The sequence below is a fragment of the Burkholderia sp. Ap-955 genome (assembly GCF_011753045.1).
Classification (GTDB): Bacteria; Pseudomonadota; Gammaproteobacteria; order Burkholderiales; family Burkholderiaceae; genus Burkholderia; species Burkholderia lata_D.
This window is the reverse complement of record NZ_VWWH01000008.1, coordinates 1-25,422: the sequence shown is the minus strand read 5'-3', so window position 1 is coordinate 25,422 and position 25,422 is coordinate 1. Positions and strand designations below refer to the sequence as shown.

Annotated in this window: 24 protein-coding genes and 1 pseudogene; 17 read left to right on the top strand and 8 right to left on the bottom strand. The window is 65.9% G+C overall.

Annotated features, from left to right (window positions below):
* Positions 1-13 precede the first annotated feature (13 nt).
* The 4 genes from F3J15_RS07025 to F3J15_RS07010 are packed head-to-tail and all read left to right on the top strand — an operon-like array spanning position 14 to position 3,514.
* On the top strand, positions 14-1,144 hold the full coding sequence (locus F3J15_RS07025; protein ID WP_166889186.1) for a glycosyltransferase family 4 protein: 1,131 nt from the start codon (positions 14-16) through the stop codon (positions 1,142-1,144).
* Entirely contained in the window at positions 1,107-1,541 is a 435-nt protein-coding gene (locus F3J15_RS07020) for a hypothetical protein (protein ID WP_166889184.1), read from the top strand. Before F3J15_RS07025 ends, F3J15_RS07020 begins: the two co-directional genes overlap by 38 nt.
* On the top strand, positions 1,538-2,737 hold the full coding sequence (locus F3J15_RS07015; RefSeq protein ID WP_166889181.1) for an aspartate-semialdehyde dehydrogenase: 1,200 nt from the start codon (positions 1,538-1,540) through the stop codon (positions 2,735-2,737). The genes F3J15_RS07020 and F3J15_RS07015 overlap by 4 nt, the downstream gene beginning before the upstream one ends.
* 12 nt (positions 2,738-2,749) lie before the next feature.
* Positions 2,750-3,514: a WecB/TagA/CpsF family glycosyltransferase gene (locus F3J15_RS07010; protein WP_166889178.1), complete on the top strand. Its 765-nt coding sequence runs from the start codon at positions 2,750-2,752 to the stop codon at positions 3,512-3,514.
* Positions 3,515-3,738: 224 nt separating this feature from the next.
* On the opposite strand, the gene F3J15_RS07005 is transcribed toward F3J15_RS07010, so the two are convergent.
* Positions 3,739-4,755 carry a 1-aminocyclopropane-1-carboxylate deaminase gene (locus tag F3J15_RS07005; protein WP_166889175.1) on the bottom strand — a complete coding sequence of 339 codons (1,017 nt, stop codon included), beginning with the start codon at positions 4,753-4,755 and terminating at the stop codon, positions 3,739-3,741.
* Positions 4,756-4,952: 197 nt separating this feature from the next.
* Here F3J15_RS07005 and F3J15_RS07000 point away from each other — a divergent pair, with 197 nt between their 5' ends.
* The 4 genes from F3J15_RS07000 (at position 4,953) to F3J15_RS06985 (ending at position 8,061) form a co-directional block, all read left to right on the top strand.
* Positions 4,953-5,453: an Lrp/AsnC family transcriptional regulator gene (locus F3J15_RS07000; RefSeq protein WP_011660086.1), complete on the top strand. Its 501-nt coding sequence runs from the start codon at positions 4,953-4,955 to the stop codon at positions 5,451-5,453.
* 244 nt (positions 5,454-5,697) lie between these two features.
* Entirely contained in the window at positions 5,698-7,419 is a 1,722-nt protein-coding gene (gene poxB / locus F3J15_RS06995) for a ubiquinone-dependent pyruvate dehydrogenase (protein ID WP_166889172.1), read from the top strand.
* Complete coding sequence (locus F3J15_RS06990; protein WP_166889169.1) at positions 7,416-7,607, top strand: hypothetical protein; 192 nt, start codon at positions 7,416-7,418, stop codon at positions 7,605-7,607. The genes poxB and F3J15_RS06990 overlap by 4 nt, the downstream gene beginning before the upstream one ends.
* Before the next feature lie 13 nt (positions 7,608-7,620).
* A complete protein-coding gene (locus F3J15_RS06985) occupies positions 7,621-8,061 on the top strand; it encodes a GNAT family N-acetyltransferase (protein ID WP_166889166.1) in 441 nt (146 codons plus the stop codon).
* Between the two features lie 76 nt (positions 8,062-8,137).
* On the opposite strand, the gene F3J15_RS06980 is transcribed toward F3J15_RS06985, so the two are convergent.
* Complete coding sequence (locus F3J15_RS06980; protein WP_166889163.1) at positions 8,138-9,055, bottom strand: LysR family transcriptional regulator; 918 nt, start codon at positions 9,053-9,055, stop codon at positions 8,138-8,140.
* A 119-nt stretch (positions 9,056-9,174) separates the two neighbouring features.
* Here F3J15_RS06980 and F3J15_RS06975 point away from each other — a divergent pair, with 119 nt between their 5' ends.
* The 5 genes from F3J15_RS06975 to F3J15_RS06955 all read left to right on the top strand — a co-directional run bounded on the left by F3J15_RS06975 (position 9,175) and on the right by F3J15_RS06955 (position 14,788).
* Positions 9,175-10,158 carry an aldo/keto reductase gene (locus tag F3J15_RS06975; protein WP_166889160.1) on the top strand — a complete coding sequence of 328 codons (984 nt, stop codon included), beginning with the start codon at positions 9,175-9,177 and terminating at the stop codon, positions 10,156-10,158.
* Positions 10,159-10,384: 226 nt separating this feature from the next.
* Positions 10,385-10,975: a methyltransferase domain-containing protein gene (locus tag F3J15_RS06970; protein WP_166889157.1), complete on the top strand. Its 591-nt coding sequence runs from the start codon at positions 10,385-10,387 to the stop codon at positions 10,973-10,975.
* A 154-nt stretch (positions 10,976-11,129) separates the two neighbouring features.
* Positions 11,130-12,563, top strand: coding sequence for an alkaline phosphatase (locus F3J15_RS06965; RefSeq protein ID WP_166889154.1), 1,434 nt, complete (start codon positions 11,130-11,132; stop codon positions 12,561-12,563).
* 32 nt (positions 12,564-12,595) lie between these two features.
* Positions 12,596-13,987, top strand: coding sequence for an alkaline phosphatase (locus tag F3J15_RS06960; protein WP_166889152.1), 1,392 nt, complete (start codon positions 12,596-12,598; stop codon positions 13,985-13,987).
* A gap of 33 nt (positions 13,988-14,020) precedes the next feature.
* Complete coding sequence (locus tag F3J15_RS06955) at positions 14,021-14,788, top strand: hypothetical protein (RefSeq protein ID WP_166889148.1); 768 nt, start codon at positions 14,021-14,023, stop codon at positions 14,786-14,788.
* Positions 14,789-14,917: 129 nt separating this feature from the next.
* Here the strand turns inward: F3J15_RS06955 and F3J15_RS06950 are convergent, their stop codons facing one another.
* From F3J15_RS06950 to F3J15_RS06940, 3 genes are all read right to left on the bottom strand, one after another.
* Positions 14,918-16,057: an acyltransferase gene (locus F3J15_RS06950; RefSeq protein WP_166889144.1), complete on the bottom strand. Its 1,140-nt coding sequence runs from the start codon at positions 16,055-16,057 to the stop codon at positions 14,918-14,920.
* Positions 16,054-16,863 carry an OXA-1043 family class D beta-lactamase gene (gene blaOXA / locus F3J15_RS06945; protein WP_166889141.1) on the bottom strand — a complete coding sequence of 270 codons (810 nt, stop codon included), beginning with the start codon at positions 16,861-16,863 and terminating at the stop codon, positions 16,054-16,056. The genes F3J15_RS06950 and blaOXA overlap by 4 nt, the downstream gene beginning before the upstream one ends.
* Positions 16,864-17,189: 326 nt before the next feature.
* A complete protein-coding gene (locus F3J15_RS06940) occupies positions 17,190-18,341 on the bottom strand; it encodes a porin (RefSeq protein ID WP_089486661.1) in 1,152 nt (383 codons plus the stop codon).
* Between the two features lie 567 nt (positions 18,342-18,908).
* Here F3J15_RS06940 and F3J15_RS06935 point away from each other — a divergent pair.
* The 3 genes from F3J15_RS06935 to F3J15_RS06925 all read left to right on the top strand — a co-directional run bounded on the left by F3J15_RS06935 (position 18,909) and on the right by F3J15_RS06925 (position 21,817).
* Complete coding sequence (locus F3J15_RS06935; RefSeq protein WP_069250603.1) at positions 18,909-19,946, top strand: ABC transporter substrate-binding protein; 1,038 nt, start codon at positions 18,909-18,911, stop codon at positions 19,944-19,946.
* Positions 19,947-20,015: 69 nt separating this feature from the next.
* Positions 20,016-20,981 (top strand): proline/glycine betaine ABC transporter permease, encoded by a 966-nt coding sequence (locus F3J15_RS06930; protein ID WP_089457454.1) that lies wholly within the window; start codon positions 20,016-20,018, stop codon positions 20,979-20,981.
* 14 nt (positions 20,982-20,995) lie between these two features.
* Positions 20,996-21,817 (top strand): betaine/proline/choline family ABC transporter ATP-binding protein, encoded by an 822-nt coding sequence (locus F3J15_RS06925; RefSeq protein ID WP_069250605.1) that lies wholly within the window; start codon positions 20,996-20,998, stop codon positions 21,815-21,817.
* A gap of 180 nt (positions 21,818-21,997) precedes the next feature.
* Here the strand turns inward: F3J15_RS06925 and F3J15_RS06920 are convergent, their stop codons facing one another.
* The 3 genes from F3J15_RS06920 to F3J15_RS06910 form a co-directional block, all read right to left on the bottom strand.
* Positions 21,998-22,930, bottom strand: a complete 933-nt coding sequence (locus F3J15_RS06920; protein ID WP_166889137.1) for an MBL fold metallo-hydrolase — start codon at positions 22,928-22,930, stop codon at positions 21,998-22,000.
* A 480-nt stretch (positions 22,931-23,410) separates the two neighbouring features.
* The gene (locus tag F3J15_RS06915; RefSeq protein ID WP_166889134.1) at positions 23,411-23,998 is read right to left on the bottom strand and encodes a methyltransferase domain-containing protein; all 588 of its coding nucleotides are present in this window, start codon (positions 23,996-23,998) and stop codon (positions 23,411-23,413) included.
* A gap of 325 nt (positions 23,999-24,323) precedes the next feature.
* Complete coding sequence (locus F3J15_RS06910) at positions 24,324-24,743, bottom strand: hypothetical protein (protein WP_166889131.1); 420 nt, start codon at positions 24,741-24,743, stop codon at positions 24,324-24,326.
* A gap of 29 nt (positions 24,744-24,772) precedes the next feature.
* Between F3J15_RS06910 and F3J15_RS06905 the strand changes: the two are divergent.
* Positions 24,773-25,422: pseudogene (locus tag F3J15_RS06905) on the top strand (hypothetical protein); the annotation flags it as partial.

The following is a 25,422-nucleotide window of genomic DNA, read 5'->3' as shown; positions in this document are numbered from 1 at the left end:
CAAAGGGACGTATATGACCGTTGAAAAGCGCAGCCCTGTCGGTGACTCCGCGGCCGCATTCATTTCGGTATTGCACGTCGGGCCCGGTCGCGGGCAGCGCGGCGGCATCGCTTCGGTTCTCGGTGAACTGGCGGAACAACGCGAGCGTTTCGCCGAACACGGAATTCGCCTTGCATTCTTTGAAACGCATGGGTTTCGGCGGATCGGCAGCGCCATACGATTCGTCGGGCTGGACCTCCCGCGTTTCGTGATGTGCGCCCGTGCAACCGACGTGGTCCATTTCCATGTGTCCGAGCGCGGCTCCTTCTATCGCAAGTGGGTGTTGTCGTTGCTTGCAACGCTCATGCGAAAACGGGTGGTGTTCCATTTGCATTCCGGCAATTTCGGACGGTTCGCGTCGCTGTCGGGCAGATTGACGCGCGCGTCGATTCGTCGGTTTGTGGGACATGCCGATGCGGCAATCGGCGTTTCCGAATCCGGCGCTGCGATCCTGAACCGATTCCGGGTGGAAGCAGACGATGCCAGGGTGATCGCCAATACGGCCGGTGCCGCACAGCGTGATGCGCTGCGACCGCGAGTTCGCGAGCCTGATGCATCACATCCTTATATCGCGTTCGTGGGACGGCTGTCGCAGCAGAAGGGCGCAGGCATATTGATCGAAGCCCTCGCGCAGCTGGTGAAACGCGGATGCAATGTCCATCTGCGGCTGGCCGGCGAGGGAGATGCAGAGCGCTGGCGCGCCTGTGCCGTCGAGCTTGGCGTGGCCGATCGCGTTCATTTTGCCGGTTGGCTCGACGAGGCCGGCAAGTCGCAACTCCTCCGCGGGGCCTCTGTTTTTTGCCTGCCGAGCCAGTTCGAGGCGTTTGGTATCGCGGCGCTGGAAGCGATGTTCTTCGGTGTTCCAATCGTGGCCAGCCGGGTGGGCGGCCTGTGCGATTTGGTTGAAGACGGTGTATCCGGCTACCTTGTCGACCCAGACGATGCGAGCGCACTAGCCGACAGTCTTCGCGATCTTTTGTGTGATGTGGAACGCGGGAAGCGAATGGGGGCGGCTGGCCGGGATCGCGCCTGTCGTCTTTATGCTGTCGAAGTCGTGACGACTCAGTATGTCGATTGTTATCAGGGTATCGCAGGACATGCTTGATGGGAAGAAAGGCGTGGGCATGCTTGCCCACCAAGTCGTGATGCTGGCCAGCGTGGCCTTGATCGTTCTGACCGTTCCGGCGATCGGCCACGAATCCGACATTCGCAAGGATTCCTATCGTCATATTTACTGGAGTGACTGGCGAACGGGCATTGGTGATCCAGGGTTCCAGAAAGCGCCTGATGCGAGTGGCCGTCAGGCCGTGACGCATTTGTGGAAGGACGGCGTAAGTGTGTTCGATGGAAGCGGCCGACCGAATGCTTATCCAGGCGACATGTATGCGTATCTGAAATTCGGTGTGTACACGCCCGATTGGTTGAAATCGCCGTCGGATATCGACGCCGTCACGCTTTACTTTGGCGAGGTGTCGGTCGGCATGAAAGAGGAGGGACGATGAAAGAATATCGAGACCCCGCGGCCGTCGCCGACGCATTGCTCGATCATTGCAAGCGCTACGATTACGCCGGATACGATCCGTTCGACGGTCTGAACAGCCGCCTGTTCCGCTACGCCGGGTTGTCGTGCGTGCCGCTTGCGAGCATCGCGTGGCTGCAGTTTCATAAGCGCAGTCCGATCAATCTGCGCGGGCTCGTCGGCGTGCCGCGAATGCGCAATCCAAAGGGAATCGCGTTGATGGTTCTGGGCCTGCTGGAGCGCGAGAAGCGCATCGGAGACGAGCAAAGTCTCGTAGAAGCGTGCGAACTTGGCGATTGGTTGCTGGACCAGCGCGTCGATCGGGCGCGATGGCAACACAGTGCTTGGGGATATCACTTCGCTTGGGCGGCACGCGCATTCTTTGTACCGGTCGGCACGCCGAATGCGATCACGACTTGCTATGCGGCACGCGCGCTCCATGCGCTTGGCGAAGCGACCGGTGAAGCGAGATTCGTCGACGCGGCTGTAGATGCCGGTTACTTCCTCGATTCGCTTTACATGCCTTACGAGGGGGCCGGTTACTACGCATACATTCCGGGCGAGACCGCGTTCGTGCATAACGCCAGCCTGTGGGTCGCAGCGCTCGTCGCCGAGGCAGCCCGTCGCACCGGTTCAGCCTCCATGCGCGAGCGCGCGCTGAATGCCGCGGAACTTAGTGTTTCGATGCAGCGTGACGATGGTGCCTGGGCCTACGGGCTGCGAAGCCATCATGGTTTCGTCGACGGATTTCATACCGGATACAACCTCGAGGCACTGCGGTTGCTTCAGCGCTCCGCGAATACGCATTGCTTCTCCGATGCGATCGGCCGCGGGCTGGAGTACTACCGGAATACGTTCTTTCTTGCCGACGGAACCGTCAAATACTATGACACGAATGTTTGGCCGATCGACATGCACTCGGTCGCGCAGGCGTTGATCACGCTCCTGACGGTTTCCGGCACGCAGGACGACCGGACGTTGGCGAGGCGCGTGTACGCACGTGCGATGCAGACGCTGTATCTGCCCGAAGAGCGACGATTTGCGTATCAGAAAACCGCGCGGTTCGTTAATCGCGTCGACTACCTGAGATGGACACAGGCATGGGCGTTTTATTCGATCGGCTTGCTTGCAAATAGTCAGCCAGATGGCTTCGAACCCCACGCTCCGTCCAGTCTGTGAGTGAAATCCGGCATGAAAAAAATCGAACTGTTTGGATGTCCGATGGACGTTGTCACCGTATCGGAGACGGTGGAGACGATCCGCAGCCGTATCGCACACGGGCAGTTTACCCAGCACGTCGTCGTCAACGTCGCCAAGATCGTCAACATGCAGACAGACCGGGAGCTTGCCGCTTCCGTTCGCGCGTGCGATATCGTCAACATCGACGGGATGGGCGTGGTATGGGGCGCACGAGCGCTCGGCTTTCCGATCCCGGAGCGCGTCGCGGGCGTCGACCTGTTCGACAGTCTGCTTGAGATGGCACAGCAGGAGGGTTGGCCGATCTTCATGCTCGGCGGCACGAATCCGGTGGTTCAGCGGGCGTCGGTCGTTGTCGCGGAGAAGTACCCGCGATTGCGGATCGCCGGTGTTCATCACGGCTACTTCTGGGATGACGAGCGCGCGGTGGTTGAGCGTATTCGTGCGTCGGGGGCCCGCTTGCTGTTTGTCGCGATCACCTCGCCGCGCAAGGAGAATTTCATCAATCGCTGGCAGGCGCAACTGGGCGTCGATTTCGTGATGGGCGTCGGCGGCACGTTCGACGTTGTGGCAGGGAAGGTGAAGCGGGCGCCGATGTGGATGCAGCGCAGCGGCCTGGAGTGGGCTTACCGCGTGATCCAGGAGCCGGGGCGCATGTGGAAGCGCTATCTGTCGACCAACAGCCGTTTCCTGGCAATGCTGGCTTTCGCGTATGCGTCGCGGTTGTTAAGGCGAAAAGGACAGGTCGATGCACAGTAGCGTCATTGCTGTCGCACGCTCGCTGTATCGGTTGACCACGTAGGTCAGGAAGGCATTCATCCGACGGAACGGATGTCCATCGATCGGACCGTGCAGAAGACATCGAGCCGACCGAGCGGACGATGTTACAGCGACATCGAGATGAAGCTGTTGCGCTAGACGATCGGGCGGAGGCGGGCCAAGCGGCGCATGTCGCGCATGCGCCCGCCCGCATCGACCGCGAATCAACCCTCTCGAAAAATCCCGCTATACGCGCTCAACGCCGGCACCCCGCCGAGATGCGCATACAGCACCTTCGACCCCGGCTCGAATTCCCCGAGCCGCACCTTGTCGATCATCCCGTGCATCGATTTCCCTTCGTAGACGGGATCGGTCAGCATGCCTTCGAGCCGCGCACACAGGCGAATCGCTTCGAGCGTGCCGTCGTTCGGCAGCCCGTATTCGGGGCCGGCGTAGCGGGTGTCGAGCACCACGTCCGCTGCGGTGATCGGCCGGCCCAGATCCACGAGCTCGGCCGTATGCCGCGCAATGCGCGAGATCTGCTCATGCGTGCGCTCGGGCGTGGCCGACGCGTCGATCCCGATCACGCGATCGGCGCGCCCGTCGGCCGCGAAGCCGACGACCATCCCCGCCTGCGTGCTGCCCGTCACCGAGCACACGACGATGTAATCGAACTTGAAGCCGAGTTGTGCCTCCTGCGCGCGCACTTCTTCCGCGAACCCGACGAAGCCGAGCCCGCCGAGCGGATGCTCGGAGCAACCGGCCGGAATCGGGTAAGGCTTGCCGCCCGCCTGCCGCACGCTTTCCATCGCTTCTTCCCAACTGCGGCGAATGCCGATGTCGAAACCATCCGACACAAGCCGCACGTCCGCGCCCATCATGCGCGACAGCTGGATGTTGCCGACGCGGTCATAAACCGGATCGTCATAGTTGACCCAGTGCTCCTGCACGAGCACGCATTTCATCCCGAGGTGCGCGGCGACGGCCGCGACCTGGCGTGTCTGGTTCGACTGCACGCCGCCGATCGACACGAGCGTATCCGCGCCCTGCTCGAGCGCGTCGGGGACGAGGTATTCGAGCTTGCGCGTCTTGTTGCCGCCGAACGCGAGGCCGCTGTTGCAGTCCTCGCGCTTCGCATACAACTCGACCTTGCCGCCGAGGTGCTCGCTCAGGCGCTTGAGCGGCTGGATCGGCGTCGGGCCGAACGTGAGCGGATAACGGGGGAAACGTTGCAGGTTCATCGGCGGGCTCCGGAAGGCAGTGGACGGGGCGGGAAATCGGATCGTTCGGGCGCGGCCGGCAGGCCGTGTTCCGACGAGAAAAATGATAGGCAGAAGGACGAGAAATGAGCTTGCGAAATAAGTGGCGGCGGCCTACGGTATCGACGATACGGAAACGTCTTGGGCAATTTTGATTCGTTGATCGGGAGAATGACGCAATGAAATTAGATCGAGGCAGCGCATCGCCGGCCGACGCCGCACCGGCGCTCGATCGCATCGACCGCGCGATCCTGCGGCAACTGCAGCAGGACGCGTCGATCTCCAACGTGAGCCTCGCGGCGAAGGTGAAGCTGAGCGCGCCGGCGTGCCTGCGGCGCGTCGAGCGGTTGAAGGAAATGGGGTTGATCCGCGGCATCGTGGCGTTGCTCGACCCGAAGCCGCTCGGCGCGGGGATGCTGGTCGTTATCGGCTTCGTGCTGGACCGCTCGACGCCCGAAGCGTTCGCCGCGTTCGAGAAGGCCGCGCAGAAGGTGTCGGGATGTGTCGAATGTCACGTCGTGACCGGGGAATTCGACTATTTCATGCTGGTACGCACGCGCGACAACGAGAGCTTCAACCGGCTGCATGCCGAGCAGTTGCTGTACCTGCCCGGTGTGCGGCAGGTGCGCTCGTTCATGGTGCTCAAGGAGATTCTGTCGACGCATGCGTTGCCGCTGTAAGCCCGCGTATTCGGCGAATGCGCGCCGGACCGGCGCCGGGCAACCGCGCCAACCCGTCAGTTTGCCGACGAAGCCGCGACAGTTTCCCGACGCAGTCGACAGGCACTGAACGAAACGCGCGCACGTGCGTCGCACCTTCACGACGCGGCGCGAACCGATCGCGTATGCTCGTCCCGTCGGCGGCGCGAGCAGGCCGCCGGAGCCGGTTCATGCATGTGACGACCCATCAACGAGCGAGGACATCATGGCAAGACAGACGATGGCGGAATACCTGGCGAAGACGCTGGCGGCAGCAGGCGTCGAGCGCATCTGGGGCGTGACGGGCGACAGCCTGAACGGCCTGTCGTTCAGCCTGAGCCAGATCGGCTCGATCCGCTGGATGCACACGCGTCACGAGGAAAGCGCCGCGTTCGCGGCCGGCGCGGATGCGGCGTCGACCGGGCGGCTCGCGGTGTGCGCGGGCAGCTGCGGCCCCGGCAACCTGCACCTGATCAACGGCCTCTACGACTGCCACCGCAATCACCAGCCGGTGCTCGCGATCGCCGCGCACATTCCGTCGACCGAGATCGGCCTCGGCTACTTCCAGGAAACCCATCCGCAGGAGCTGTTCCGCGAATGCAGCCACTTCGCGGAACTCGTGACGAACGCGTCGCAGTTCCCGCGCGTGCTGGCGCGCGCGATGCGCACCGCGATCGATGAGCGCGGCGTCGCGGTGATCGTGCTGCCGGGCGACATCGCGCTCGGCGACGGTCCGGAAGAACTGCCCGCGTGGAGCGAATCGGCGCCGCCGTCGATCCTGCCGGCCGATGCCGATCTCGACCGGCTCGCGGCGCTGCTCAACGGGTCCGACGCGGTCACGCTGCTGTGCGGCAGCGGCACGCAAGGCGCGCACGATGAAGTGGTCGCGCTGGCCGACACGCTCGGCGCGCCGGTCGTGCATGCGCTGCGCGGCAAGCAGTTCGTCGAATGGGACAACCCGTTCGACGTTGGGATGACGGGGCTGATCGGCTTCAGCTCGGGCTATCACGCGATGGAATCGTGCGACACGCTGCTGATGCTCGGCACGGATTTCCCATACCGGCCGTTCTATCCGTCGAACGCGAAGGTCGCGCAAATCGACTGGAAGGGCTCGCAGCTCGGCCATCGCGCGCCACTGGCGCTCGGCCTCGTCGGCACCGTGAAGGAAACGATCGCGGCGTTGCTGCCGCGCCTCACGCGCAAGACGCAGCGGCGTTTCCTCGAGAACGCGCTGAAGCACTACGCGGCGGCGCGCAAGGGGCTCGACGACCTCGCGGTGGCCGAGCCGCCGGGCCGCGCGATCCATCCGCAATATCTGACGAAGATCGTCGACGAAGTCGCGGCGGAAGACGCGATCTTCACGGCCGACGTCGGCACGCCGACGCTATGGGCCGCGCGTTACCTGACGATGAACGGCAAGCGGCAGCTGCACGGCTCGTTCAATCATGGCTCGATGGCGAATGCGATGCCGCAGGCGCTCGGCGCGCAGGGCGCGCACCCGGGGCGGCAGGTGGTGTCGCTGTCCGGCGACGGCGGGCTGTCGATGCTGCTCGGCGATCTGCTTACAGCGCGGCAGCTCAAGCTGCCGATCAAGATCGTCGTGTACAACAACAGCCTGCTCGGCTTCGTGTCAATGGAGCTGAAGGCGGCCGGCTATCTCGACACGAACGTCGACCTGAGCCCGACCGACTTCGCGGCGATCGCGAAGGGCGCGGGGATCTTCAGTGTGCGCGTCGAGCATTCGGAGAACGTCGAAGAAGCGCTGCGCATGGCGTTCGCGCATGACGGGCCGGCGGTCGTCGACGTCGTCACGTCGAAGTACGAGCTCGCGATGCCGCCGAAGATCGAACTCGCGCACGCGAAGGGCTTCAGCCTGTTCATGCTGCGCGCGATCCTCAGCGGACGCGGCGACGAGATCGTCGAGCTTGCCCGAACCAACCTGCGGTGAAACGGCGCCGCGCCGCGCTGCTTCGGGCAGCGCGCGCGGTGTACCGTCTCGACGAACACCTCGACGAACACCTCGACGAACACCTCGACGAACACCTCGACGAACACCTCGACGAACACCTCGACGAACGCCTCGACGAACGCCTCGACGAACGCCTCGGGGTGCATTCGTCCCCGCAGGACAATTGAACAACACGAAAACATGGCAATCGAGATTCGCGCCTACGAGGCATCCGACCTGCACACGCTGTCGGCCATCTGGTTCGATGCATCGCTGCTCGTGCATCCGTTTCTCGGCGAGGCGCGGCTGCGCGAGCAGCGCAAGCTGATCGAAGCGGTGTATCTACCCCAGGCGGAAACCTGGGTCGCGTGCCGGGCAGGCGAACCGGTCGGCTTCATCGGTCTGCTCGATGGTTCAATCGGCGGATTGTTCGTCGCACCGGCGTTGCACGGCCATGGGATCGGCCGCGCGCTGGTCGAGCATGCGCTCGCGCTCAAGGGCGTGCTCGATCTGGAGGTGTACGCCGACAATCGCGATGCCCATGCGTTTTACGCGCGGCTCGGCTTCGAGGACATTTCGCGGCGCGACGAGGACGATGAGGGCTTGCCGTTCGCGAATATCCTGATGCGCGCAACGCGTTAAGCGTGCGGGGCAGGTGCCGTGTGCCGCGTGGCGCGGCATCGGCCGCGATGACGTGCCAGCAAGCGAGCGCGTGCGCTCAGTCCGGTGCCGCTTCGCGCCCGGCCGCCACCCACTCGCGCACGGCCTCGACGAACAGCCGCAGCGCCGCCGGCGGATGCCGGTTCGCCGGATAGTAGAGGCACGGCGCGCCGAAATCCTGGCCCCATTCCGGCAGGACCTGCACGAGCCGCCCGGCGGCGACGTGATCGGCCACGCGCGATTCCGTCACCCACGCGATGCCGATACCGGCCAGTGCGGCCTCGATCATCAGCCCCTGGTTGCCGAGCGTCATCGGCCCGTCGACATCCACACTGACGCGCTTGCCCTTGCGGATCAGGTCCCATCGATAGAGTGCGCCGCTTTCGAACCGGTAGCGGATGCACCGATGCTCCACGAGATCCTGCGGTTGCTCCGGCGGCGCGTGCCGTGACAGGTAGTCGGGCGACGCCACCGCGACGAAATGGATCGTGTCGCCGAACTTCACGGCGATCATGTCGCGCGGCACGTCTTCGTGCACCCGGATGCCGGCATCGAAGCCGTGCTCGACGATGTCGATCAGCCGCGAATCGGTGACGAACTCGACGTGGATGTCCGGATAGCGGGCGACGAATGCGGGCAGCACATGCCGGATCAGCGGGCGCGCCGCCGCTTCCGACGCGCTGATCCGGATCTGGCCGGACGGGCGGTTGCGGGCGGTGGCCGCGTCGTTCAATGCATCTTCGAGATCGGCCACCGCGGGCCGCACGCGCAGCAGCAACTGCTCGCCGGCCTCCGTCAGCGCGACGGAGCGCGTGGTGCGGTTGAAGAGGCGCACGCCGAGCCGCGCTTCGAGGTGGCGGACCGCGTGGCTCAGCGCCGACGGCGATACGCCCAGGATGCGGGCCGCGCCGCTGAAGCTGCGCTGCTCCGCGATCGTGATGAAGGTCGTCAGTTCGCCGATGCCGGTGCGGAGCATTTGTGAATTTTCCTCAGTAACCCATGCAAGGGTACGCCGATTGTTGAGCCGTATCCATCAACCTACACTGGCTTCCTCGGCATCCCGTCGAACCTTTTCACTTTCAGCAGGAGAGCGTCATGCAAAAGCGCATGCTTGGTAAGAGCGGTCTCGAAGTCTCGGCAATTGGGCTCGGCTGCATGGGATTGAGTTACGCCTACGGCCCCGCCATCGACAAGGCGAGCGGCATCGCGTTGATCCGCGCCGCGTTCGAGCGCGGCGTGACGTTCTTCGACACGGCGGAAGCGTATGGCCCGTTCGTCAACGAGGAACTGGTCGGCGAGGCGGTCGCGCCATTTCGCGACCAGGTCGTGATCGCCACCAAGTTCGGTTTCGAGGACGGCCAGCCGATGAAGGGTGTCGACAGCCGGCCGTCGCATATCCGCGACGTGGCCGACGCGGCGCTGAAGCGGCTGAAGGTCGATCGCATCGACCTGTTCTACCAGCATCGCGTCGATCCGAACGTGCCGATCGAGGACGTGGCCGGCACGGTCAGGGACCTGATCCGCGAGGGCAAGGTCGCGCACTTCGGGCTGTCGGAAGCCGGTGAGCAGACGATTCGCCGCGCGCATGCGGTGCAGCCGGTCGCCGCGCTGCAAAGCGAGTATTCGCTGTGGTGGCGCGAGCCGGAGGCGCGGATCCTGCCGACGCTCGAGGAACTCGGGATCGGCTTCGTGCCGTTCAGTCCGCTCGGCAAAGGTTTCCTGACCGGCGCGATCGATGCGAACACGACGTTCGCGGAGAACGATTTCCGCAATGTCGTGCCGCGCTTCTCGGAGGAGAACCGCAAGGCGAACGCGGGCCTCGTCGACCTGCTCGGCCGGATCGCGACCGACAAGGGCGCGACGCGCGCGCAGATCGCGCTGGCCTGGTTGCTGGCCCGCCAGCCGTGGATCGTGCCAATTCCTGGCACGACGAAGCTGCACCGGCTCGACGAGAACGTGGGCGCGGCCGCCGTCGTATTGACGGCCGACGATCTCGCCGCGATCGATACTGCACTGCAGCAGATCCGGATCGTCGGCGAGCGTTATCCGGCGCATTTCCAGCAGCGCATCGACCGCTGACCGGGCGCGCGCCAGCTGATCCGGCACGAATTGGTCAGGCAAATCAGGGTCAATCTTCACGTCAGCTTAAGTTTGCGTTTCCTAGAATCGATTGACCGTCGCGTGTACAGCGACGGACCGATTCGCCCAGGAGGATGCGCATGAACCCTACCCGTATCGCCGTAGCCCAGTTCCGCGCGGTCATCGGCACGCCGCCGCTGACCGCGCAAGCGCCGGAGGCCCGCCGATGATGTGGCCGAACGCGTGGCGTGTCTCGGCACTGTTCGTGCGCGAGTGGGTCGGCCGTCCGGCCGCGGTGGGCGCGTTGTGCCCGAGTTCGCGGCAGCTGGCGCGCGAGATGGCCGACGCGGTGCCGGCCGGCGACGGGCTGGTCGTCGAACTCGGCGGTGGCACCGGCGCGATTACCGCGGCCTTGCTCGAACGCGGCGTCGCGCCACGGCGCCTCGTCGTGGTCGAACGTTCGCCGGCGTTTGTCCAGCATCTGCGGCGACGCTTTCCGGGCATCTCGATCGTGTCGGGCGACGCGCGGCAGCTCGAGCGGCTGCTGCCGCCGGGCGCGACGGTCGACGCGATCGTGTCGTGCCTGCCGCTGCGCACGCTGCCGCGTCAGGACGTGACGGCGATCGTCGATCAGTGCCATCGCGTGCTGTCCGCCGACGGCGTGATGATTCAGTTCACTTACGACCTGCGGCCCCCCGGCCGTCATCCGCTCGGCGACTCGGCATTTGTTGCCTGCGGTAGCCGGATCGTGTGGGCAAACATACCGCCTGCGCGCATCGTGACCGTGCGCAGCGTCACCGCCGAACACGCGGAATGACGCCGCTTCACGCGGGGCGCTCGACCGGGGCGCCTCGCCTTCGTCTTTCATAAGTCCTTCGAATCCTTCCAATCACCCTTCACATTGCCGTCACATCAGGTTCCTACCATCGCCTTTCATTTCGAAAGCATCAATGGCGGGGGGAACCGGCGACATGAATCGAATCAAACTGGCGGCGCTGCTATGTGCCGGCGCCTTTGCACTGGCCGGATGCGGCAGCGACGACGGCCCGACCAGCACGGCGCCCGGCCCCGTGCAGGCGGCGGCGCGCAACGTGATCTTTTTCCTCGGCGACGGCATGGGGATCACGACGCTGACGGCCGCGCGCATCTATGCAGTCGGTGAAGACGGCGCGCTCACGATCGACACGCTGCCCGAAACCGCGTTCGTGAAGACCTATTCCAATGATGCGCAGGTGACGGACAGCGCGCCGTCGATGTCGGCGTACATGACCGGCGTCAAGACCAACAACGAAGTGATCTCGATGTCGCCCGATACGAAGGCGATCGAGCCGACCGCGAGCCTCACCGGCAACTGCGGTGCGAACAACGGCAAATCGGCGACGACGCTGCTCGAGATCGCGAAGGCGAAGGGGCTGGCTACGGGTGTCGTGACGACCACGCGCGTCACGCATGCGACGCCCGCGGCGACGTATGCGCACGTGTGCCATCGCGACGCCGAGAACGACATCGCCGCGCAGCTCGTGCCGGGCGGCGCGGGCTACAACGGCGCGCTGGGCGACGGCGTCGACGTCGTGCTCGGCGGCGGCACGCAATTCTTCGTGCCGAAGGACGGCGGCGGCAAGCGCACCGACGGCCGCAACCTGGTCAACGAACTGAAGGCGAAGGGTTATGCAGTCGCGCAGAACCGCGACGACCTGCTGGCCGCCGACGCGACGAAGGGCGGCAAGCTGGTCGGCCTGTTCTCGTCGAGCCACATGAGCTACGACCTCGATCGCGGCGCGACCAAGGAGCCGAGCCTCACCGACATGGCGACACGCGCGCTCGACGTGCTGCAAAAGAATCCGAACGGCTATTTCCTGATGGTCGAAGGCGGCCGGATCGACCACGCGCTGCACGATACCAATGCGAAGCGCGCGCTGCAGGACACGGTCGCGTTCGACAACGCGATCAAGGCCACGATCGACAAGGTGCGCAAGACCGATCCCGACCTGAAGAACACGCTGATCGTCGTCACGGCCGACCACGACCACACGCTGGTGCTGAACGGCTATGCGGCGCGTACCGGCAAGACCGAGGCGGGCAAACCCGGCGTGCTCGGCGTGCTGCGCAGCTACCAGACCGGCTCGGTCGCGAAGGACGCGGACGGCGCGCCGTACACGATCATCGGCTTCGGCAACGGCGAGAACCGCGTGCAGGGCAGCCGCGCGGGCACGGCGCTCACCGACGCGGTGACGGGCGCCGACGACTATCGCCAGGAGGCGGTCGTGCGCATGGACAAGGGCAGCGAGACGCATGGCGGCACCGATGTGTTCCTGGGTGCGATCGGCCGCGGCGCGGATGCGTTCCACGGCGTGATCGAGAACAACAAGGTCTTCGAGCTGGTGCGCAACGCGGTGCAGCTGTGAGCGCCGACCATACGGGTACAGGGGAATACAGGATGTCGACCATCAAGTGCATCGCGGCGGCGCTGGCCGTCGCGGGTTTCGCATGCGGCGCGGCGCAGGCCGCCGGCCAGGCGAAGAACGTGATTTTCTTTCTCGGCGACGGCATGGGGCCGACGACCGTGACGGCGAGCCGGATCTACAAGGTCGGTGAGTCGGGACAACTGACGATGGAGAAGCTGGCCCGCACCGCGCGCGTCAAGACCTTCTCGAACGACGCGCAGACGACCGACAGCGCACCGTCGATGGCCGCGTACATGACCGGCGTGAAGATGAACAACGAAGTGCTGTCGATGTCGTCGGACACGCGCGCGGTCGCACCGGGCAGCGACGCGAACGGCAACAAGACCGTCAACAACTGCGCGCCGGGCAACGGCCAGCCGGTCGCGACGCTGCTGGAGCTGGCGAAGGCGCGCGGCAAGGCGGTGGGCGCGATCACGACGACCGAACTCACGCATGCGACGCCCGCCGCGACCTATTCGCACATCTGCCATCGCGATGCGCAGTACGACATCGCCGCGCAGGCGGCGCCGGGCGGCGCGGGCTACAACGCGGCGCTCGGCGACGGCGTCGACGTGCTGATGGGCGGCGGCCGCAACCACTGGACGCCGTTCGATCCGGTGGCGAACAAGCGCGGCCGCGCGGACGGCCGCAACCTGCTCAACGAGATGAAGGCGAAGGGCTACACGGTCGTCGCGACCCGGGATCAGCTCGCGCAGGCCGGCAACGGCAAGCTGGTCGGCCTCTTCAGCTCGACGAGCCATCTCGAGTACGAACTCGACCGCGTCGCGGGCAAGGGCGAAGGGCCGACGCAGCCGAGCCTCGCCGAGATGACGTCGAAGGCGATCGACGTGCTGTCGAAGAATTCGAACGGCTATTTCCTGATGGTCGAAGGCGGCCGGATCGATCACGCGCTGCACGGCACCAACGCGAAGCGCGCGCTGGAAGACACGGCGGCGTTTGATGAAGCGATCCGCGTCGCGCTGTCGAAGGTCGACCTGTCGAACACGCTGATCGTCGTGACGGCCGACCACGACCACACGATGACGATCAACGGCTATTCGAAGCGCGGCAACCCGATTCTCGACATCAGCCGCAACTATCGCGACGGCCAGCCGAGCAAGGACGCCGACGGCAACACCTACACGACGCTGGTGTTCGGCAACGGCGCGAACCGGCCGAACGTGCGCGCGTCGGTCGATTCGGCCACCGCGACGAACGAGGCGTATCTGCAGGAAGTCGGTGTGCGGATGGGCAGCGCGGGCTCGGAGACGCACGGTGGCGGCGACGTGATGCTGTTCGCCGACGGCGCGGACGCGAAGGCGTTCAAGGGCACGATCGACAACACGAAGGTGTTCGGTCTCGTGCGCTCGGCGTTCGGTTTCTGAATCCGTTGACTGCATGAGGAACGGGAACGCCCGATGAAACGTCAGCTTCTCTGCGCGCTCGCTTGCGGGTGGGTTGCGCTGCCGGCCCTTGCAGCGGCCGATCTCGACGCGGTGCTGGTGCACGAGAGCCGCACGGTGTCGGCCGATGGCGTGACGCGCACGACGATGTATCGCGAACGGATGGTGCGGCGCGACGCTCACGTGTGGGTCGAACGCGCGCTGCCCGTCGCGGCGGCGGGCGGTCACGGCGACGATCACGACCATGATCATGACCACGACGCGGGTGGTTCGCGCGAGACGCCGCAACGTGCCGGCGTGCAGCCGGCCTCTGCCCATGCCGCCCATGCGGGCCACAAGCATTTCAACTTCCAGGCGGCGGCGCGGCACGTGACGTACGACGGCAAGACGGCGCGCATCGAGTACGTGGACACGGCGAACCGGACGGTCGTCAGCGTGCCGCCGGCCGAGTATGAAACCACGGGCTTCGACGGCTCGTGGGACAACGCGTACTACGTCACGCCGCCATCGCAGTTGAAGCGGCTCGCGGTGGCGAAGCGCGGCGACGTGCCCGGCACCCGCTGGTACGAGCAGGCGGTCGATACGCCCGGCGCGCGCGGCGTGAACCGGATCCTGTGGAGCGAGACGCTGCAGGCGCCGCTGTCGGTCGAATACCGGAGCGCCGATGGTCGCGTCGTGCGCAAGCTGACGCTGACACCGGTGCCGGCCGCGCGGCGCGAGACGGTGCCGTGGCAGACGCTCGCCAGCTATACGCGCAAGGAATACGCGGATTATCTCGACTGATCGACGATGTCGATCGTCTGTACGCGGGGCTTGCGGTCAGGCCGGCCGGTTTCGTCAAGCGATACGGCCGGGCCCTGGCCGATTTTTTCTTCTTCTCCCGGCGACCCGGCAGCGATGGCCGATGACACGCTAGAAGCGCGCGCCGTCCGGCACGCGCGCTGAGGGCCGCGACGCGACCCGCTTGATGAAGCGGTCGAGCGGTGTCGCATAGCCGCGCGCGATCGCCGCGCTCAGCGCCGCCGACAACACCAGATACGCAATCAGCAAGACCAGCTTCGCGTCGCCGTGCGTGGCCGACGGCGGCCAGAACGTGCGCAGCCCGCCGAGCACGATCAGGTGGAACAGGTACAACTCGTAGCTCAGCTTGCCGGCGCGGCCCAGCGGCGCAAGCAGGCGGCCCTGCACGCGCTCGCCGTTGACGTGCGCGCCGATCAGCAGCACGGCCGTGCCGAGCGCCATCGCGGTGACGCCGGCGACGTGGCTTTCCGCGATCGGCCAGGCCAGATAAAGCGCGGCCATCGCCGCCGCGACGAGCCACTGCACGAGTGGCGCGGCCAGCCGCTGCCCGTTCAAGCGCTCGGCCAGCAGCGCGGTGCAGCAACCGATCGCGATCCCGTCGAACGACGCGAAGTACGCATAGAGGAACCCGCCTTCATCACCGGCATGCGTGAAGCGGTACACGGGCCCGATCGCGGCGACGACCACCCAGAACGCGACGAGCCGCGCATCGCGGCGCAACGCGATGCACAGCAGCGGAAACGACAGGTAGAACACCTCTTCGACCGACAGCGACCACAGCACGCCGAGTGCGTAATTGACCCACCCGTACGCACCGATCAGCACGTTCATCCAGAAAGTCAGCGACGCGAGATTCACGAGCCAGAACGACACGGCGACGCCTTCCGGCGCATGGTTCTGGAAGATCGGCACGCCGGCCGCCGCGAGGCCGTTGACGAGCGCGAGCAGCAGGAGCAGGCACGGGACGATGCGCGCGATACGCGACACGTAGAACGCACGCACGTCGACCGCGCCGAGGCTGCCCCAGCGGCGGCGCGCATTCGACGTGATCAGGTAGCCGGAGATCACGAAGAACATCGTCACGCCGTAGTTGCCGTTGCGCGCGATCGCATGCACCGTGTCCCAGCCGATTGCGCGTGCGAGCGACGTGTCGCGCAGCGAGTAGGGGATGTTGAAGTGGTGCAGCAGCACGAGCACGATCGATACGCCGCGCAGCAGGTCGATCCGCGCGTTGCGCGGGCCGGTGCTCATTGCGGCTTGCCCGGTTCGGCGAGGGCAGGAAGCGTCGCCAGGAACGTATCGCGTGCGCGCAGGCCGGCATTCGGCGTCTGCCGCTTGTCGTCCTGGATCAGGTACGCGAACGCGACCTTGCGCGGCCCCTTGGCCGCCCAGCCGACGAACCAGCCGTATGCGTGCGACGCGTCGTACTGGCGCCCCGGCGACCCGGTGCCCGTCTTGCCATGCACGATCCAGCCGTCGGGCTGCGTGTCGATCAGCGTGATGCGCTCGGTCATGTCGTACGCGTGCGCGCTGACGGGCAGCGTCCGGTTCGCGATCTTGCGCATGAAGCCGACCTGTTCGAGCGGCGAGATGCGCAGCGACGCGTTGACCCATGCCCCCATCACGCCGTTCAGTTCGCCGGTCGGACTGGTCGCGTCCGCGTTGCCGTAGCCGAATGCGGTCGTGTACTGCTGGAAGCGCGTCTGCCCGAGCGCCTGGGTGACCTGCTGCGAGTACCAGAAGATCGACAGCTTCATCCAGCGCGCCGGATCGGTCGGCTCGCGCCATGGCGCGCCGCCCCAGTCGGGGTAGCCGGCGTGGAAGTCGAGCGTCGGTGTGTGCTCGTCTTTCAACACGCCCGCATCGAAGCCCATCAGGCTGATGGCGACCTTGAACGTCGACGCCGGCGTCACGCGGGTCGCGCAGTCGCCTTGCTGCACGAGCACCTGGCCGGTGGCGGCATCGGCGACGACGGTGCAGATCGGACGGGCATGGGAAGACGCGGCGGCCAGGAGGCCGGCCGCGAAGGTGAACAGCGCGCGGCGCCAGTGCTTCAAGTGACACTCCTCGGGGATGGGCGGCAAGCGCGCGGTGCGGGCGGAAGGCGGCAGGCCGGGCGCAATGAAGGCGACGGCCGGCATCGAGGATCGTGGGGATGGCGGCCGTCGCGGAGGCCTACAGTGTATCGGCGGATGGCCGCCCGTTGACCTGTCACGGTTGACGGGACGAGCGGGCGCTTTTTGCCGATTCCGGCAACATCGGCGGGCCACGCGTGATGGCGCCCACGAAAAAGCCCGCCGGCAGGCTGGCGCTTGCGGGCGGGCAAAGACACCTCGGGCAGACCCGCGCGGGTGTCGCGTGAAGAACGGAGAACCGGGTTACATCAGAACTTGTGGCGCAGCGCGACGCGCACGGCCACCTGGTTCGACGTCGACGACGGCGCGTCGGTGCCGGGGATGAACGCGTTGTCGAGGATCGAGTTCGTCTTGTCGCCGGCGATGTGCTGGTACGCGGCCTGCACGTACACGTCGGTGCGCTTCGACAGGTTGTAGTCGGCCATCAGCCCGGCCGAATGGATCTTCGGCTTCGCGTTGCCGGTCGATGCGTCGTACTTCTCGAGCGACAGCACGTACTGCGCGCCGACCATGAACGCTGGCGTGACCTGGTACGAGCCGTTCACCTCGAAGTTCTGGTACTTGATCGCGCTGACCGTCGCGCCCGGGGCGATGATCGCGCCCGGCGTGCCGAGGTAGCCGTTGCCGGTCGGGTTCTTGTAGTTCGAGTTCGTGTACGCGAAGCCGACCGTCGCCTGGCCGAACGTGTAGTTGATGCCCGCGCCGAACACGCGCATGCGCTCGGCGATGTAGCTCGCATCGTTCGCGGTGATCGCGCCGGCCGAGCCGTCGCCCGGGCGGTTCGCCTGCAGGTACGCGGCGCCGATCAGCAGGCCGTTGTTCTGGTACTGCGCGCCGAAGCTGTACGCGCGGTTGTCCGAGAAGTTCGTGCTGTTGCTGAAGCTGTATGCGCCGCCGAACTGGAAGCCGCCGAAGTTCGGGCTCGCGTACTTCACCGTGTTGTCGAGGCGGAACGAGTTGTCGGTATTGTCGTTGTCGAACGGGTGCGCGAGCAGGTAGCCGCCCCAGTTGCCGTTGGCCGTGGTCGGCGCGAGATAGTCGACGACGGAGTCGTACTGGCGGCCGAACGTCAGCGTGCCGTACTGCGTCTGGCTCAGGCCGACGTACGCCTGGCGGCCGAACATGCGGCCGCCCTGGTTGAGCCGGCCGCTGTTCACGTCGAAGCCGTTTTCGAGCTGGAAGATCGCCTTCATGCCGCCGCCGAGATCCTCGCTGCCCTTCAGGCCCCAGCGGCTGCCCTGCGCGTAGCCGCTCGCCATTTCGTAGACGTGGCCGGTGCCGACGTTGTTCGTGTAGTTCAGGCCTTCGTCGATCACGCCGTACAGCGTGACGCTGCTTTGCGCGAACACGGGGGCCGCGAAGGTTGCCGTTACGGCGAGTGCCGTCAGGGTCTTTTTCATTGAGATCTCCGGGATATCCAGCTGGTATCGGTTGTCGTGAGCGCGTCCGGCGAGGCGCGCCCCGTCATCCGGGGCGACCCGATGCAGCGCGCGCGGCGCCGGGTCGCGCAACGCGCTGCGGCGCGGCAACCGGCAGCGTCGGGTCGTGTCTCCTCCGATGACACCGCGCATTCTTCCCAAGCCGAACAGGAATCGAAAGCGAGTAATTTCGATGGATGGGATCGGGTTCGCCAATGGGGTCGCGGCAGGTCGTTTCGACAGTCGAAACGGGGGCGCGGCCGGGCGGTTCGAGGCCGGCCGGGCAAGCGCCGCGCGAGATCGCGTCGCCGCCCGCGCGGCGCCCTGCACAGGCTCGGAAAATCGGCCGCGAGGCCCGTCCGGCGGGCCTGACAGGGCGCCCGAGGATCGATTGACGCTGCCGATTGCAATGATCGGAATTACTCGTTTCCCTAAACAAATTGGCGGCTGAAACATGCAGGCTGACCGGACGTGGATGCGTCCACGATTCCCGGTCGCCGCGCATGCCGCGACGCACAAACAACAGATTCGATTTGGAGACGACCCACCATGCAGATTCGACGACTGAAAACGGTCCTTCTCGCCGCCGCGGCGATCCTGTCCGCGCCTGCCGCCCACGCGGCCGGCGGCGCGTGCACCGACGGCAAGACGGTCCATTTCGCGGGCATCACATGGGAAAGCGGGTCGTTCGCGACCGAAGTGCTGCGGCAGATCATGGAGAAGGGCTACGGCTGCAAGACGGACGTCGTGCCGGGCAGCACGGCCGCCACCGAAACGGCGCTCGCGCGCAACGACCTGCAGATCTGGGCCGAGCAGTGGACGGGCCGCAGCGAGATCACCGCGAAGGCCGTCTCGTCGGGCGCCGTGAAGCTGATCGGCGACACGCTGCCGGGCGGCACGACGGAAGGCTGGTTCGTGCCCGACTACGTGGTGAAGGGCGATCCGGCGCGCAACATCAAGCCGGTCGCGCCCGGGCTCGTGTCGGTCGACGATCTGCCGAAGTACAAGCAGGTGTTCGCCGACGAGGAGGAGCCGGACAAGGGCCGCTTCCTGAACTGCCCGACGGGCTGGGACTGCGAGCGCGTGAACACGCGCCTGCTGCGCGTGCTGAAGCTCGACCAGTCGTATACGAACTTCCACCCGGGCACCGGCGCGGCGCTCGACGCGGCGATCGCGTCCGCGTACCAGCGCGGCGCGCCGATCGTGTTCTATTACTGGGGCCCGGCGGCGCTGATGGCGAAATACAAGTTCACCGCGCTGAAGATGCCGGCATATAACGAAGCATGCTGGAAGACGTTGCGCGACGAGAGCAGCACGCACCAGTGCGCGTCGTCGTACATGGTGTCGCGGTTGACGGTCGGCGTGTCGAAGCCGTTCGCCGATGCGAACCCCGATCTCGTCGGTGTGTTCGGCAAGGTGCGCTTCCCGATGGACTTCCTGAACCAGACGATCCTCGAGATGACGACGAAGAAGATCGACGGCGCGGCGATGGCCACGCAGTTCCTGAAGACCCGCCAGGACATGTGGAAGCAGTGGGTGCCGGCCGACGTCGCGCAGAAGATCGCCGGCAGCCTGAAGGGCGCGTAACCTGCGCGCGGCGGCGGGCCCGCGTCCGCCGCCGCCGTCACGCGCCTTCGCGGCGCGACGGAGAATCAAATGAACGGCTTCTTTCTGCACCTGTCGATCGCCGACTGGGTGAACAGCGCGCTCGAGACGTTCGTCGCGCAATACGGCGACGGCTTCCATCACTTCAGCGTACTGGTGCTGCGCTACCTGCTCGTGCCGCTCGAAGGCGCACTGCGCGTGGCGCCGCCGTGGCTCGTGCTGCTGGTCGTCGGCGCGATCGCGTGGAATGCGACACGCCGCATCGGTCTCGGCGCGCTCTTCATGCTGCTGCTTTACGCGATCGGCTGCTTCGGCCTGTGGGACAAGCTGATGCAGACGCTCGCGCTGATGCTCGTCGCGACGGTGCTGTCGGTCGCGATCGGCGTGCCGGTTGGCATCCTCGCGTCGCGCAGCGCCTGGCTGCGCCGGATGCTGCTGCCGGTGCTCGACGTGATGCAGACATTGCCGAGCTTCGTGTACCTGATCCCGGTGCTGATGCTGTTCGGCCTCGGCAAGGTGCCCGCGATCCTCGCGACGATCATCTATGCGCTGCCGCCGCTGATCCGCCTGACCGATCTCGGCATCCGCCAGGTCGATCCGGACGTGACGGAAGCCGCGCGCGCATTCGGCACGACGCGCTGGCAATTGCTCGTCAACGTGCAGTTGCCGCTCGCACGGCCGAGCATCATGGCCGGCATCAACCAGACGACGATGATGGCGCTGTCGATGGTCGTGATCGCGTCGATGATCGGCTCGCGCGGGCTCGGCGAGGACGTGCTCGCGGGCATCCAGACGCTCGACGTCGGCAAGGGCACGCAGGCGGGCCTCGCGATCGTGATTCTCGCGATCGTGATCGACCGGATCAGCCAGGGCTTCGGCCAGGAGCGCCGCGCACGGCGGCGGCTCGCGCAGCAGCGCCGGCAGAAGGGCGCGTCGCGCGTGCCGTACCGGCTGCCGCGCAAGGCGCAGTCGGCGGGCGTCGATTCGAATCAGGCGACGCAGTCGTCGCGTGCATAGGAACGGAGGCAGACATGGCGACCATCGACGTCAAACACGTGTACAAGCTGTTCGGGCCGCAGGCCGCGCATGCGCGCGTGCTCGACCTGCTGCGCTCGGGCAAGCGCAAGGCCGAGGTGCTGGCCGAAACGGGCTGCAACGTCGGGCTCAACGACGTGAGCCTCGGCATCGAGTCGGGCGAGATCTTCGTGATCATGGGGCTGTCGGGTTCGGGGAAATCGACGCTCGTGCGGCACTTCAACCGGCTGATCGAGCCGACGGCCGGCGAGATCGTGATCGACGGCAGCGACGTGATCAAGCTCGACGCGCACGGGCTGCGCGAGCTGCGCCGTTTCAAGGTCAGCATGGTGTTCCAGAACTTCGGGCTGCTGCCGCACCAGACCGTGCTCGACAACGCCGCGTATGCGCTGCGCACGCGCGGCGAGAAGCGGCACGATGCGGCCGAGGCCGCGCGCAACTGGCTGACGAAGGTCGGGCTCGACGGCTATGGCGATCACTATCCGGACGAGCTGTCGGGCGGGATGCGGCAGCGCGTCGGGCTCGCGCGCGCGCTGGCGGCCGATACCGATGTGCTGCTGATGGACGAGGCGTTTTCCGCGCTCGATCCGCTGATCCGTACCGAGATGCAGGATCAGTTGCTCGAGCTGCAGGCGACGCTGTCGAAGACGATCGTGTTCATCACGCACGATCTCGATGAAGCGCTGCGCATCGGTGACCGGATCGCGATTTTGCGTGACGGCACGCTCGTGCAGGTCGGGACGCCGGACGATATTCTGTCCAGGCCGGCGGATGATTATGTGCGGCGGTTCGTGGAGAAGCGCACGAGTGTGAATTGACGAGGTCGTTCGGGCGGGGAGCCGGGACGGGAGCATGAAGCACGGCACGCCGCGACAGGCGGCGTGCTTTTTTCTGGCGCCACGGCGACGACACGCGATCGTCCACGAAAAACCGCCGCAAGTCTCGTGGACGCGCGGCGGTTTCGTCGTGATCGTCGAACGCCGATCCGTGACCAGTAATCAGTAATCCCACAGAACCGGCACGAATCGGAATCCGTCGCCGTTCTTTGCGATATGACCGATGGACGGAAACGCGACATGCGCGGCGGCCAGCATCGCGCCGGTCTCGGCGGCTTCATTGAACAGCGCGATACGCACGGCGACAGCCGCTTCAGGATCGTGCTCGAAGCCGTTTTGCCATTCGGGATGATCGAAGTTGACTTCGAAGATCGCATCGCCCGCGAACGTCAGCTTCTCGCCGTTCGATGCGATGTCCACGACGCAGTGCCCGGGCGTGTGCCCGCCCGTCACGCGCGCCGACACGCCTGCGGCGACTTCCACGGTCTGGTCGAACTGGACGATGTTTTCACCGTAGAGCGCCACGAACTTCTCGGCCGCCTTGCGGAGGGCCGGGGGCACCGTTTCCGGCATCACCGTCTTGCTGAAGTCCGGATTTTTCCAGAACGCCACTTCCGCGGCCGACACGTGAATGCGCACGTCCGGGCGCAGCTTGGCCTTGACGCCGTCGACGTTCAGCCCGCCGACGTGATCCATGTGCATATGGGTAATCACGATATCGGTGAGCGCGGACAAGTCGATGCCGGCCGATTCCAGACGCATCACCGTCTTCCCGGCGCGCGTGAAGTATTCGAAGCCGTCGCCCACGCCGGAGTCGATCAGGATCAGGCGATCGCCGCTGCGCACGAGCGCGATGTTCAGCGCCCAGTCGAACATGTCGCGTTGCAGGAAGCGGCCGTCGAACCAGGCATTGCGGTCCGCTTCGCTCACGTTGGTGGACATGGTGGAGGTCGGCAGCGGCAGGATGCCGTCGCTGATCAGCACGACGTCGACGTCACCCACGCGGACGGCGTAGCGGGACGGCACGAGTTCGCCTGAACCTGCCTTGCCGAGGTTGGAGACAACCGGCTGAACATTGCGGGTGGTTTCGCTCATCATCAATAGTCCTATTTATCAAGTGGGGTAAGTCGCATTGCAGGGTGCGGTTCACGAGCACGACCACGAATTTCGCGCGTTTCGCTGCGCTCGCCTTTCAACCGGGCGTGAGAAGGATTGTAGTCAGGGGGATGAAAGGCGGAAGCACCGGGCGTGCACACATCATGTTGTTCGACCGGCAACAATCGACGACGGGCGGGAAACGGGGGGCAATGCGGGAGGCGGGCGGATCGACCTGCCGTTCGCCGACCGCGACGCGTCATATCCGAAGACGGTCGCATGGCGGCTGCGCGCCGCGCCTGCGGTGATGGGGCCGGACGCGCATGCGCTCGCCCATCCGCTTGCGAGCCGGAATCCCCCTGCGAAACGCGAAGCGGCTTGCCGACCCGTGGCCGCATTCCGGCCGCCGCTCCCCGGCAAGCGCCGAAGCCCCATGTTTGCCGGTGTGCGGCGAGCGTCGCCGGTTTCGACGTGCGGCCGCTACTTCGTGCCGAGCACGCAAGCGAGCGGATGCGACGGTACACCGTTGCGATGGATGGTGATCGACGCGAAGCCGGCGTCGGTCATGAGGCGAGCCAGCGTGTCGGGCCGGTACGCATCGTACGGCGCGCGCTCGATGTCGCGTACGGTGATCGCGACGATGCCACCGCTTCTGACGACGCGGTGCAATTCACCCAGGCCGAGCGCCGGATTGCGCCAGAAGTAGATGCAGTTGATCGAGAATGCCTTGTCGAACGCGTCGTCCGCGAACGGAAGCGCGTCGACGGAGCCGAGCGAGAGCCGTACGCGGCCTTGCTCGATGAACGCGCGATTCAGCTGCTTTGCGGCGGCCAGCATGGTCGCGGAATGATCGACGCCGGCGATGCGGCAGGATGGTGCGGCTTCAGCGGCGAGCCTGATCGCCTCACCGGGGCCGAACCCGACTTCGAGTGCCTGCTCGCCGTCGCCGATCGCGAGCAGCGACAGCGTCCATACGTTGTCCGGCCGGTTGTGCCGGCGCATGATGCGGCCGACAATCCGTCCGACGAGGCCCCGCGGCAGGCCGGGTTGCCGAAGATGAGTGGTCATGGCGTTCTCCTTCCGCGACGACATCCTGTCTCGTCCGGCGGACGAGTATGTGAGAAGGTTCGTGGCGAAGCGCGAGCGTGAATTGAGCCGTCGCGAGGACGACGCAACGAAGCGCGGGGCGCCGCGTGCGTTTTCGAGCGGCCGCCGGCGGGCACTCGTACACGAGTGAACTGCCGGCGGCCCATGGGTTCCGTGCGGTGCACCGCAGCGGGACGTACGTCGCCATTCCTTCGCGTCTGCCGGCCGAAATCCTCCTACCTGTCGATCACCCGATCCGCGCGTGCCGGCGCTCGCCGCTGACGGGCGCCGAAGAAAAGGCGCCCTATCACATTCGAAACATTTCCGAATGGCGCTTTATCCGGGTTTTTAACGCCTTGGCGGAATGAATTCCCGCACGTCCTTGTCTAGGCGTGCGTTTGCGGTCGAGATCGAATATCCGGCGCGACAGGCATACCCGAATGCGCCCCGACGGCAATCTCAAAAATGAAACATGGCGCACGTGCCGTTCCCGCGCCGGCCTGATCGGCAAGCCCTTGAATGCAAACGGGAAAGGCTTCTGCGCCTCACGGATGCCACGGTACCGTGCCGATCGGCACGTTTCAGCGTTGAAACATGAGTGGCGTGCCGGCGTCGTTCGGGGCAGGCCATGTCGCGTGAAAAATCCCACGGTCTCTTTGTATTCGGGCCGCTTGGAGGAGTGGCATCGTCGATGCGTGATGTCGCCCGGATTGGCGCGGTCGGCCAAGCCGTTCCTCGTTACTTCAGGAGGATTTCATGCGTAAGACTTTATTGGCGTCCGCTGCGCTTCTCGCCTTGGGATGCAGCGGCTACGCGATGGCGAATCCATGCAGCAGCAATGCCAGTTCGACGTGCAGCCAGAAAGCGGATGACGGATCGAACACGCTCAGCAACGCGGTCAGCTCAAGCCAGACCAGCTCCACCGGGTCCAATGCAAATGAAGTCTCGCCTGGCGCGAGCGTCTATCAGGATTCCTACAACAGTACCAAGATCGTCGCGATCAGCAAACTCGACGGGTACGTGAGCAATGTCCAGGTCTGGGGCATTGGCAACAACGCGACCAATTCGGGCAGCGCGGCCGGCGGAAGCGGTGGCAAGGGCGGCAACGGCTACGGCTACGGCGGCGTGGGCGGTAACGGCGGCGGCGGCGGCGCGGGCGGCGCCGGCGGGAAAGGCGGCAGCGCGCATAACGGCAGCGCCACGGCAGGCAACGCCAGCAACGGCAGCGCGACGGCCGGCACTGGCAACGGCGGTGGCGGCGGAACCGGCGGTTCACCTGACGCCAGCGGCGGGACTGGCGGCAATGCCACGGCGAGCGGCGGCTATGGCGCCGGCAAGGGCGGCGGCGCCATCGCGGCTTCGGTCGGCGTAGGCGGCTCCGGCACGGGCGCCGGCACAGGCTGGGG

Coding starts and splice junctions, on each gene's coding strand:
- F3J15_RS06925 (WP_069250605.1), top strand. CDS start 20,996: ATGGCGACCATCGACGTCAAACACGTGTACAAGCTGTTCGGGCCGCAG.
- F3J15_RS07020 (WP_166889184.1), top strand. CDS start 1,107: ATGTCGATTGTTATCAGGGTATCGCAGGACATGCTTGATGGGAAGAAA.
- F3J15_RS06915 (WP_166889134.1), bottom strand. CDS start 23,998: ATGACCACTCATCTTCGGCAACCCGGCCTGCCGCGGGGCCTCGTCGGA.
- F3J15_RS06935 (WP_069250603.1), top strand. CDS start 18,909: ATGCAGATTCGACGACTGAAAACGGTCCTTCTCGCCGCCGCGGCGATC.
- F3J15_RS06970 (WP_166889157.1), top strand. CDS start 10,385: ATGATGTGGCCGAACGCGTGGCGTGTCTCGGCACTGTTCGTGCGCGAG.
- F3J15_RS07010 (WP_166889178.1), top strand. CDS start 2,750: ATGAAAAAAATCGAACTGTTTGGATGTCCGATGGACGTTGTCACCGTA.
- F3J15_RS06950 (WP_166889144.1), bottom strand. CDS start 16,057: ATGAGCACCGGCCCGCGCAACGCGCGGATCGACCTGCTGCGCGGCGTA.
- F3J15_RS06960 (WP_166889152.1), top strand. CDS start 12,596: ATGTCGACCATCAAGTGCATCGCGGCGGCGCTGGCCGTCGCGGGTTTC.
- F3J15_RS06965 (WP_166889154.1), top strand. CDS start 11,130: ATGAATCGAATCAAACTGGCGGCGCTGCTATGTGCCGGCGCCTTTGCA.
- F3J15_RS07000 (WP_011660086.1), top strand. CDS start 4,953: ATGAAATTAGATCGAGGCAGCGCATCGCCGGCCGACGCCGCACCGGCG.
- F3J15_RS06940 (WP_089486661.1), bottom strand. CDS start 18,341: ATGAAAAAGACCCTGACGGCACTCGCCGTAACGGCAACCTTCGCGGCC.
- F3J15_RS07025 (WP_166889186.1), top strand. CDS start 14: ATGACCGTTGAAAAGCGCAGCCCTGTCGGTGACTCCGCGGCCGCATTC.
- F3J15_RS06930 (WP_089457454.1), top strand. CDS start 20,016: ATGAACGGCTTCTTTCTGCACCTGTCGATCGCCGACTGGGTGAACAGC.
- F3J15_RS06920 (WP_166889137.1), bottom strand. CDS start 22,930: ATGAGCGAAACCACCCGCAATGTTCAGCCGGTTGTCTCCAACCTCGGC.
- F3J15_RS06955 (WP_166889148.1), top strand. CDS start 14,021: ATGAAACGTCAGCTTCTCTGCGCGCTCGCTTGCGGGTGGGTTGCGCTG.
- F3J15_RS06975 (WP_166889160.1), top strand. CDS start 9,175: ATGCAAAAGCGCATGCTTGGTAAGAGCGGTCTCGAAGTCTCGGCAATT.
- F3J15_RS06985 (WP_166889166.1), top strand. CDS start 7,621: ATGGCAATCGAGATTCGCGCCTACGAGGCATCCGACCTGCACACGCTG.
- F3J15_RS06980 (WP_166889163.1), bottom strand. CDS start 9,055: ATGCTCCGCACCGGCATCGGCGAACTGACGACCTTCATCACGATCGCG.
- F3J15_RS07005 (WP_166889175.1), bottom strand. CDS start 4,755: ATGAACCTGCAACGTTTCCCCCGTTATCCGCTCACGTTCGGCCCGACG.
- poxB (WP_166889172.1), top strand. CDS start 5,698: ATGGCAAGACAGACGATGGCGGAATACCTGGCGAAGACGCTGGCGGCA.
- F3J15_RS07015 (WP_166889181.1), top strand. CDS start 1,538: ATGAAAGAATATCGAGACCCCGCGGCCGTCGCCGACGCATTGCTCGAT.